Source organism: Kitasatospora sp. NPDC086801, from assembly GCF_044745805.1.
Taxonomy (GTDB): Bacteria; Actinomycetota; Actinomycetes; order Streptomycetales; family Streptomycetaceae; genus Kitasatospora.
This window is the reverse complement of sequence record NZ_JBIVAX010000005.1, coordinates 331,823-341,656: the sequence shown is the minus strand read 5'-3', so window position 1 is coordinate 341,656 and position 9,834 is coordinate 331,823. Positions and strand designations below refer to the sequence as shown.

Genomic DNA, 9,834 nt, shown 5'->3' with positions numbered 1-9,834 from the left:
GACCTTATCCAACTCCCCAGGTGTCACACACCATCAACGCGGCACAGCCCCGCAGGACACGCCACCAGCGCGTACACCTGACCAAGCACTACTAGCGCCCCCTCGGCGAACTCACCACGCCGCCCCGCACCCGTGACGGCCGACCGGATCGGAGGGCCTCGCGGCGGGCCGGCCGGGGGCCGGCCGCGCGTCACCCGGTTAGGGCCTCGATGGGGGCGACGGCCACCAGGCCCTCGGCGGCGCGGGCGACCCTCCGGTCGAGCGTGATGAACGCGTCGGCCTGGAGCCGGGTCAGCGCGATGTACTCGGCGTCGAGGGTGTCGGGCCAGCCGAGGCGCTCGGCGATCCCCCAGGCGGTGGACTGCAGGACGCGGTCCCCAAGGAGCCGGATCCTCAGCGCGCGCAGGTGGTCCAGCCGGAGGTCGGCCTCCGCCCTGGTCATCCCGCCCTGGCGCACGGCCTGGTAGAGGAGCGACAGCACCTGCGAGCGGAGCAGCGTCGGGGCCAGCAGCCGGTGCTCCTGCGCGATGGCGGCCCGGTCGCCGGCGAGGCGCAGCGCCACGGCCGGCGCGATCACGTACTTCGTCACGGGCACTCGCCTCCAGGAAGGGCCTCGCGCGGCCCTGCCGCGCCTTCCGCAGGGTAGGGCGTGTCTTGCGGATCTTGTCGGATCAGCGCGCCGCGTGCCCGGCAGGATCCGCGGGGCACGCCCTGAGGCCTCCCGGTCAGAGCCGGTCGTAGATGGCGACCAGCTGCCGGAGCACGTCGGTCGCGACGTCCAGGGCGGGGGCCTCGTGGTGCGCGAGTGCGGTGTCGAGCGCCCGGGCCAGGGTGGCCTCGCGTTCGTCGTGGCGGCGCCGGCCCGCATCGGTGAGGGCGACCAGGACGGACCGCTTGTCGCCCGGGGGGCGTTCACGGGTGACGTAGCCGGCCGCGGCGAGGTTGTTGACCAGCTGGGTGGTGGCGGCGCTGGTGGTCTCGGTGGCGGCGGCCAGTTGGCCGATCGACAGCGGGCCCGTCCCGGCCAGGACGCGCAGGGCCCGTGCGTGGGTGAGGGAGAGCGCGCCGGGGGTGCGGGTGGCGCGTCCGCGCAGTCGGGAGTCGGCGGCGCTGAGGCTGTAGGCGGCGCGGGCGAGCCGGTCGAGGGCCTGCTCGCGGGCGGGGGTGGTCTGCGGCTCGGGCATGGGGCGGCCTCCGTGGCGCGATCGGTGGGCGGGTTGACAACCAATCTAGCCTAAGTACTTAATAGATAAGTACTTAATGACTCGGCGGCACCGCCACCGAGCCCCCATCGACACGGAGGACACCCGTCATGACCGTTCGTTCGACCGGCCAGAACTGGGCCCTGGACATCGCCCTCGCCCAGGGCGGCTTCGACGCCCTGCACCCCCAGGCCAAGGGCACCCTGGAGCAGCTCGGCCACGACCACAGCGACTTCGACAAGGTCTTCGACCTGGTGCAGAGCGGAGTGATGCTCCCCAAGGCCTGGGCCGCCATCGCCGGCCAGGCCGAGGAGCGCGCCGCCCACCACGAGCGCGGCGGCTTCGCCCGGACCGCCGCCGACCTCTACGTGCGCGCCTCGGTGATGTGGGGCCGCGCCCAGTACTCGATCTTCGACGCCACCGACCCGCGCAAGCTCGCCTTCCGCGAGCACGCCAACCACTGCGTCGAGCGCCTGGGCGCGCTGCGCGACAACCGGGTGCGCCGCGTCGTCCTCGACTTCGAGGGCAAGCAGATCTTCGCCCTGCTGCACCTGCCGGCCGGCGAGGTCCGCAACGCCCCCGCGGTGATCCTCGGCCCGGGGATGGACATGATCAAGGAGGACTACATCTACGCGGCCGAGCGGTACTACACCTCGCGCGGCATCGTGGCCCTGTCCATCGAAGGGCCGGGCCAGGGCGAGAGCCGGGCCAACGGACTGACCGTCGACCTCACCAACTACGAGCGCGCGATCAGCCGCTACATCGACCACCTGGCCTCGCTGCCCGAGGTCGACGCGGCCCGCATCGGCATGTTCGGCATCTCGATGAGCGGCTACTGGGGCTCGCGCGCCGCCGCCACCGACCGCCGCCTCGCCGCACTGGCCGCCTTCGAGGCCGTCACCGGCGACTTCGCCACCATCTTCGAGCGCGCCCAGCCGACCTTCAAGAACAACTACATGTTCATGGCCGGCTACACCGACGAGGACGCCTTCGACACCGAGCTGGTCGCCCGGATGCCGCTGGGCGACCTGGTCCAGGAGATCACCTGCCCGGTCGTCTACGGCATCGGCGAGTTCGACGAACTCACCGTGCTGGAGCAGGCGCTGGCCAACTACGAGCGGGTGCGGGCACCCAAGGAGATGCGCGTCTACGAGAACGAGTTCCACCCGCTGGGCGGCACCGCCGCCGAGGTGTTCCGCTTCGGCGCCGAGTGGGTCGAGCGCGCCCTGAACGGCGAGTTCGCCGAGCCGGGCCGCGACGTGCGGCACTACGTCCACAGCGACGGCCGCACCACCGACGGCACCGCCAACCCCACCTGGTGGCTCGGCACCACCCCGGCCGTGATCGCCGACGCCCGCCGGGCGTGACACCGAGCGGCCACCGCGCACCGGGGCGGCGGGCGAGAGCGCGCCGCCCCGCTACGCGCGCTGGCCGCCCCGGTGCGCGTGGTCGGCCAGCACCTCCGCGATCACCTGCCGGGCGATGCCCGCCATGACCGGGTTCGTCTCCCGGTAGTAGTTCAGTTCGCTCAGCGCGATCGACAGCGCCCACCCCCGGCCGCGCGCCCAGGCCGCCCCGTCGGCGTCCACCGCCGCCCGGAAGGCACCCCGGGCCGGCGCCGGCAGCACGTGCCAGGCCGGGATCAGGTCGACGGCCGGATCCCCCAGGCCCGTGCAGCCGAAGTCGATGACGGCGCTCAGTCGGCCCCCGGAGACCAGCAGGTTGCCCGGTTGCAGGTCCGCGTGGATCCAGACCGGCGGGCCGGGCGGCTCGCCGACGAGGCGGTGCGGACGGCCGCGCGGTCCGGCCCCGGGGTGTGGAGGCCCCGGGGCCGGTCGGCGCGCTGGTGGTGCGTCAGCTGGTCTGGACGGAGGTGTCGTCGATCACGAAGCTCGTCTGCAGCGAGGCGTCCTCGGTGCCGGTGAACTTCAGGGTGACGCTCTGGCCCGCGTAGGACGAGAGGTCGAAGGTGCGCTGCTGGTACCCGGCCGCGGCGTCCGCGTTGGAGTACGTCTTCAGCGTGGCGCCGTTCACCGACACGGCCAGCTTGTCGTACGCGGTGCTGCCCGACTCCGCGGTGTCGATGTGCAGCCAGAAGCTCAGCGTCGCCTTGCAGCCCGCCGGAATCGTCACCGTCTGCGACAGCGTGTCGGTGTGCGAGGAACCGTAGCCGTTCAGCCACGCCTTCCACGAACCACCGTGCGCCGCCTGCGAGGAGCTGTTGTCCACCACACCGGAGCTGGTCGTCCACGGCGCCGCCGAACCCGTCTCGAAGCCCTGGTTGCCCAGCAGCTGCGCCGGCGTGCAGGTGCCACCGCCACCACCCGTCACGGTCCACGTGAAGCTCGCCGTACCCGACTTGCCCGCCGAGTCCGTCACCGTCACCGTCACGCTCGACGAACCCGCCGTCGTCGCGGCACCCGTGATCGCACCCGTGGAAGCGTTGATCGCCAACCCCGCCGGCAGCCCGGAGGCACTGTAGGACAGCGGCGCCGTACCACCGGAAGCGTTGATCTGGAGGTTCACCGCACCGCCGACCGCGGTGGACTGGTCGCCGGGGGTGCTGACGGAGACGGCGCCGCTGCCGGCCGGCTTGGTGAGCAGGCAGCCGGCCACGTTGAGGTCGATGACCCGGCCGTTGCCGAGGCAGGTGGTGAACCAGTAGGTCTCCTCACCGTAGCTCTGGCCCTTGGTGGCCGTGGTGGTACCGTCCGCGGCGACCTCGCACGGGTTGTCCAGGGTGCACATCTCGCCGTTGTCGTTGCCGGTGTTGTTGATGCCGATGATCCGCCCGCTGGCGGAGTCGATGATCGGCGAACCGGAGGTGCCGTGCGTGGTGTTGCAGCCGGAGCTGTAGCGCAGTGAGTCGTGCCAGGTCCACTGGTCCTCGCGCAGGGTGGGCACGAACCCGTTGACGGAGCAGTTCCACACCTGCTTCCAGTACGAGGAGGGTATGTACATCGCGGCGCCGTCGGTCGGGTGGGTGTCGTTGACGGTCAGCGCGGTGGCGCCGTACTTGGAGCTGATCGAGCCGTAGGTGTCGGTGAGTTGGTAGAGCGCGACGTCGGTGCCGGTCATGGTCGCGTAGACGACCTTGTCGGCCTGGACGGTGCCGAGGCTGTTGCCGGCGCCGTCCAGCAGGGTGCCGCTGCGGCTCGCGCTCACGTTCTGGATGACCTGGCCGGCCGTGGGCATGGTCGGCAGGCAGTGGCCGTTGGTGAGCATCAGGGCCCGGTCGCCGGCCACCGAGGTGGGGTAACGCACCAGCGAGGCCGAGCAGTTGCTCAGGGCGATGGTGGAGGTCAGATCGCTGGCCTGGACGGCGTGCGCGGGGGCGGCGGCGAGGGTCAGCCCGCCCGCGACGACGGCGCCGGCACCGGCCATCGCGGCAAGTCTCTTGAACATGGCTCTCCTTGTGGGGGATCGCGGGGTGCACGACTGGTCGCCGAGACCCGCGCCGCACGAAAGTGCCATGGTCACTTCAAGTGGTCAACCGTATTGGCCGAACTCGCCGACGCCAATCGGCCGTTGCGCCCCGGGGCGGCGACCATCCGCCCCGGTATGCCCGTTAAGGGCGGGCACGGTGGCACCCCACGGCACCGACCGTGCCCTCGGCCCCTTACGGCTACGGCTACGGCTACGGCTGCGGGAAGGAGTTCGCGTCCACGTCGTCGGTCTTGGCGGTGCCGCCGACCGTCGGCTGGAGGGTGATCGACCAGGACGTCGCGGTGCGCCCGGTCTCGAACGCCAGCGTGTCCTGGAACTTGGTGAACCGGCAGCTCTGCGTGAACGCCTTCGCCTCGGAGTCCCAGTCCACCCCGCCCGCGAAGTACACCTCGTACGTGCCGTCCTCGACGCCCTCGATGCTGGCCTTCTGCCCCTTGGCCACGTACACCGAGTGCACCGACTTGCCGTTCAGCGCGAGCGAGACGACCGCGTCCCCCTTGCCGCCGTTGTCGACCTTGAACACGCCCTCGCCGCGATGCCGCCCCTCGCGCACCAGGGTGCCGTTGTCCAGCGAACGGGACTGCTGCTTCGGGGTCTGCGGGACGGCGAAGGTCGTCGGGTAGCCGGCCGCCGTCATCTTGGCCAGGGCCGCCGACACCGCCGCCAGGCTCTCGGAGGCGCCCAGCTCGGCCTGCGCGGAGCCCACCGCGCAGACGCCCCTGCTCTTGATGTCGCTGCGGACCTTCGTCGCGTCGGTGGCCAGCGACGTCAGCGCCGCCACCAGCTCGGTCTGCGCCGTCGCGACCGCGGCCGGCCCGTTCGCCAGGTTCAGGCTCCGGCCGGCCGTCCGCGCGCTGGTGGCGATGCCGCCGAGCACACCGTCGAGGTCGCCCAGGGTCTTGGCCCCGGCCACCTGGCCGAGCGCGGCGTTCACCGGGTCGATGCTCGTGCCGAGCACCGGGCCGTACGGCGTCGGGGTGGGGGTCGGCGTCCGCGCCGGCGCGGGCGGGGCCGTGCCGGTGGACGGCCCGCCCGCAGCGCTCCCCCCGCCGCCCCCGCCGCCCCCGGTGCCGCTGGTGCAGGCCGCGAGCAGCAGTACGGTGCCGACGGCCAGACCGACCTTGGTGATGGACTTCATGAACCCCGCCCCGGTGACGCCCCGCGCACACAGTGTGCGCGTGTCCGCCGCCATGGTCCCGAGCCCGAAGGACGGGGTCAACCGGATTCACACACGCCAGGGGGCGCCCGGGGGCGCCGATCGAGGTCAACTACGATCGGGGCGTGCTCAGCCTCACCGGACTCCCCCTCCAGATCGTCACCTCGGTCGTCGCGATCCTCGTCTTCGGCGCCACCATGTGGCTCTGGCCGCGCTTCGGCGGGAAGGGCTGGAAGTCCTGGACGGGCCGGATCGGCGCCTTCCTCGCCACCCAGATCGCCGTGCTGGTCGCCATGGGCCTGATCGCCAACGGCTACTTCGGCTTCTACAGCTCCTGGAGCGACCTGCTCGGCACCGACGGCAAGCCGGGCACGGTCGTCGACCACACGTCGAACGCCTCCGTGGCCGTCACCGGCGAGCAGAAGTTCTACTCGGCCCAGGGCTCCGACCGGGAGCGCTCCGGGCTGATCCAGCAGGTCGCCGTCAAAGGAGCCTCGACCGGTCTGAGCACCGAGGCGTTCGTCTACCTGCCCCCGCAGTACTTCCAGCCGGACTACGCGCAGCGACGGTTCCCGATGGCGCTGGTGCTCACCGGCTACCCGGGCACCCCGGAGAAGCTGATCTCGCTGATGCAGTACCCGGCCTCCACCCTCACCGCGATCGAGGAGAAGAAGCTGCCGCCGACCGTCCTGGTGATGATGCGCCCCACGGTCGTCGGCAACCGGGACACCGAGTGCGTCGACGTACCGGGCGGCCCCCAGGCGGAGACCTTCTTCACCGCCGACCTGCCCAAGGCGCTCGCCACCACCTACCGGATCGGCGACGACCCGGCGAGCCGCGCCGTGATCGGCAACTCGACCGGCGGCTACTGCGCGCTCAAGTTCGCGCTGCGCAAGCCCGACGCCTACCGCGCGGCGGTCGCGCTCTCCGGCTACTACAGCGCGGCGCACGACGAGACCACCGGCGACCTGTTCGGCGGCAACGACCAGCTGAAGCAGCAGAACGACCTGCTGTGGCGGCTGAAGAACCAGCCGGCCGCCCCCGTCTCCCTGCTGCTCACCACCAGCTACGACGAGAACAACTACGCCGACACCCAGGCCATGGTCGGCGCCTTCAAGGCCCCCACCAAGCTGTCCACCATCACCCTGGACACCGGCGGCCACAACTTCCACACCTGGACCCGGGAGATCCCCCCGGCCCTGGAGTGGCTCGGCAAGCACCTCACCATGCCGCAGGCCGCCTGACCGACCCCCCGGCGGCCCACCCGGATCACCCGGATCACCCGGATGCCCCGCAGATCACACCCGTCTCACAGCGTCGTCTCACGCTCCTCTCAGCCACACCACGCACGGTATGGCGCATGACCACGACCAGCTACTCCCCTCCGGCCGGCGAACCGTGGCCCGAGGCCGCGAACTTCCCGCCGCCGGAGGTGCCGCAGCCGGACCCAGCCCGGCCGGACCCGGCGCCGCTCTTCCCCGAGCAGCCCCTGCCGCCCGCCGGCCCCAAGGGCCCCGCCTCCTGGTCCGGCCGGCTGCGCACCCTCCCCGCCCGCGCCTGGCGCGGCCGCGCGGACGACCCGCGCTGGGTGCGCCCGGCCCTGCTGGCACTGCTGGCCGCGACCGCCGTCCTCTACCTCTGGGGCCTGAGCGCCTCCGGCTGGGCCAACGCCTTCTACTCGGCCGCCGTCCAGGCCGGCAGCCAGAGCTGGAAGGCCTTCTTCTTCGGCTCCTCCGACGCCGGGAACTTCATCACCGTCGACAAGCCCCCGATGTCGCTGTGGCCGATGGCCCTCTCGGTGCGGGTCTTCGGCCTGTCCTCGTGGTCCGTACTCGCCCCGCAGGCGCTGATGGGCTCCGCCACCGTCGGCGTCGTGTACGCGACGGTGCGCCGCCGCTTCTCCCCGCTCGGCGGCCTGCTCGCCGGGGCCGCCCTGGCGCTCACCCCGGTGGCGGCGCTGATGTTCCGCTTCAACAACCCCGACGCGCTGCTGGCACTGCTGCTCACCCTGGCCGCGTACGGGCTGGTGCGGGCCATCGAGGCGGCGGGCACCCGGTGGCTGGTGTTCACCGGGGCGATGTTCGGCCTGGCCTTCCTCACCAAGACCCTCCAGGCCTTCCTCGTGCTGCCCGCCTTCGCGCTGGTCTACCTGGTCGTCGCGCCGACCGGCCTGTGGCGGCGGGTGCGGCAGCTGCTGCTCGCGGGCGCGGCCATGGTGGTCGCGGGCGGCTGGTGGGTCGCGGTGGTCGAGCTGCTGCCGGCCTCGGCCCGCCCGTACGTCGGCGGCTCGCAGGACGACAGCTTCCTCTCCCTCACCTTCGGCTACAACGGCCTCGGCCGGATCAACGGCGACGAGACCGGCAGCGTCGGCGGCGGCGGGCGGCTCCCGGCCGGGCTCGACCTGCCGGCCGGGGCGATGCGCGGCGGGCGCGGCTGGGGCCAGACCGGCCTCACCCGGCTGTTCGGGAGCGACATCGGCGGTCAGATCGCCTGGCTGCTGCCGGCCGCGCTGATCCTGCTGGTCGCCGCCCTGTGGGCGACCCGTCGCTACGCCCGCACCGACACCGCCCGTGCGGCGTTCCTGGTCTGGGGCGGCGCGATGCTGTCCACCGCGCTGGTGTTCAGCTTCATGTCCGGGATCTTCCACCAGTACTACACGGTGGCGCTCGCCCCGGCCGTCGCGGCGCTGGTCGGCATGGGCGTGGACGGCCTGTGGCGGGCCCGGCACCGGCTTCCGTGGGCGCTGGTGCTGGCCGGCACCCTCGCGGTGACGGCGGTGTGGGCGTTCGTCCTGCTCGGGCGGACCACGCAGTTCCTGCCCTGGCTGCGTTGGGTGGTGCTGGTCGGCGGGCTGGCGGCGGCGGCCGCGCTGGTCGCCGGGCAGCTCGCCGGGCGGGCCGACGGACGGCTCGGGGCCCGGATCGCCTCGGTCTCCGGCCTGATCGGCCTGGCGGCGGCGCTCGGCGGACCGGCCGCGTACGCGGTGGACACCGTCAACACGGCGCACAGCGGCTCCATCGTGACGGCCGGACCGGCCGTGCGGGGCGCCTTCGGCCCGGGCGGCGGCGGCCGGCACGGCGGGCAGGGCTTCGCGGGCAACGGGCGGACGTCCCAGGCCGGCCCCGGCGGCGGACAGAACGGCGGCGCGCCCGGCTTCCCCGGCGGGGGCAACGGCACCGGCAACGGCGGCTGGCCGGGCGGCGGTTCGGGCGGCGGTTCGGGCAAGGGCCAGGGCGGCGGGGGGTTCAACGGCGGGGGCCAGGGCGGCGGCACCGGCGGCGGCCAGGGCGGGTTCAACGGCGGCAACGGCGGCTGGCCGGGCGGCGGTTCGGGCAAGGGCTCGGGCGGCGGCAACGGCCACCGCGAGCGCGGCACGGGCGCCAACCCCGGCAACGGCAACCCGGGCAGCGGCAACCCGGGCAGCGGCAACCCCGGCGGCGGCGAGGACCCCGGCGCCTTCGGCCCCGGCGGCACGGGCGGCCCCGGTGGCACCGGCGGCACGGGCGGCCCCGGTGGCATGATGGGCGGCCTGCTCGGCGGCACCAAGGTGAGCGAGGAGGCCTCCGCCCTGCTCGAGGAGAACGCCGACCGGTACACCTGGACGGCCGCCACCAGCGGCTCGCAGAACGCCGCCAGCTACCAACTCGCCACCGGGGAGCCGGTGATGGCCCTCGGCGGCTTCAACGGCACCGACCCCTCGCTCAGCCTGGCCGGCTTCCAGAAGTACGTCCAGGAGGGCAAGGTGCACTGGTTCATCGCCGGCGGCTCCCACCGCGGCTTCGGCGGGGCCGAGAGCGGACGCGGCGACACCGGGGGGCAGGAGTCGGAGACCGCCCAGATCGAGAGCTGGGTGACGAGCCACTTCACCGCGAAGACGGTCGGCTCCACCACCTTCTACGACCTGACGGCCCCGACGTCCTGACCGTCCCGTTCCGGGGGCGCACCGCAGCCGGCGGTGCGCCCCCGTCGCGTTACCGGTGCCCGCCCGGGCCGTCGGCACCCTCGCCCCGCCCCCGCCCGGCAGCCCCC

At 73.3% G+C, this 9,834-nt stretch carries 6 protein-coding genes and 3 pseudogenes; 3 read left to right on the top strand and 6 right to left on the bottom strand.

The window, feature by feature from the left end:
- Positions 1-190: 190 nt before the first annotated feature.
- Together ACIPLC_RS10055 and ACIPLC_RS10050 are read right to left on the bottom strand one after the other, a co-directional pair.
- Positions 191-589: a type II toxin-antitoxin system VapC family toxin gene (locus ACIPLC_RS10055; RefSeq protein ID WP_400472459.1), complete on the bottom strand. Its 399-nt coding sequence runs from the start codon at positions 587-589 to the stop codon at positions 191-193.
- Positions 590-725: 136 nt separating this feature from the next.
- A complete protein-coding gene (locus ACIPLC_RS10050) occupies positions 726-1,184 on the bottom strand; it encodes a MarR family winged helix-turn-helix transcriptional regulator (protein WP_400472458.1) in 459 nt (152 codons plus the stop codon).
- Positions 1,185-1,312: 128 nt separating this feature from the next.
- Here ACIPLC_RS10050 and ACIPLC_RS10045 point away from each other — a divergent pair, with 128 nt between their 5' ends.
- Positions 1,313-2,569, top strand: a complete 1,257-nt coding sequence (locus ACIPLC_RS10045) for an alpha/beta hydrolase (protein WP_400472457.1) — start codon at positions 1,313-1,315, stop codon at positions 2,567-2,569.
- A 51-nt stretch (positions 2,570-2,620) separates the two neighbouring features.
- Here the strand turns inward: ACIPLC_RS10045 and ACIPLC_RS10040 are convergent.
- The 4 genes and pseudogenes from ACIPLC_RS10040 to ACIPLC_RS10025 all read right to left on the bottom strand — a co-directional run.
- Positions 2,621-2,968: pseudogene (locus ACIPLC_RS10040) on the bottom strand (phosphotransferase); the annotation flags it as partial.
- Positions 2,969-3,056: 88 nt separating this feature from the next.
- Positions 3,057-3,785: pseudogene (locus ACIPLC_RS10035) on the bottom strand (putative Ig domain-containing protein); the annotation flags it as partial.
- A gap of 204 nt (positions 3,786-3,989) precedes the next feature.
- Positions 3,990-4,586: pseudogene (locus tag ACIPLC_RS10030) on the bottom strand (serine protease); the annotation flags it as partial.
- A 253-nt stretch (positions 4,587-4,839) separates the two neighbouring features.
- Positions 4,840-5,787, bottom strand: coding sequence for a hypothetical protein (locus tag ACIPLC_RS10025; RefSeq protein WP_400472456.1), 948 nt, complete (start codon positions 5,785-5,787; stop codon positions 4,840-4,842).
- A gap of 143 nt (positions 5,788-5,930) precedes the next feature.
- Here ACIPLC_RS10025 and ACIPLC_RS10020 point away from each other — a divergent pair, with 143 nt between their 5' ends.
- On the top strand, positions 5,931-7,049 hold the full coding sequence (locus ACIPLC_RS10020; RefSeq protein WP_400472455.1) for an alpha/beta hydrolase: 1,119 nt from the start codon (positions 5,931-5,933) through the stop codon (positions 7,047-7,049).
- Positions 7,050-7,165: 116 nt separating this feature from the next.
- The gene (locus tag ACIPLC_RS10015; RefSeq protein ID WP_400472454.1) at positions 7,166-9,727 is read left to right on the top strand and encodes a glycosyltransferase family 39 protein; all 2,562 of its coding nucleotides are present in this window, start codon (positions 7,166-7,168) and stop codon (positions 9,725-9,727) included.
- Positions 9,728-9,834 lie beyond the last annotated feature (107 nt).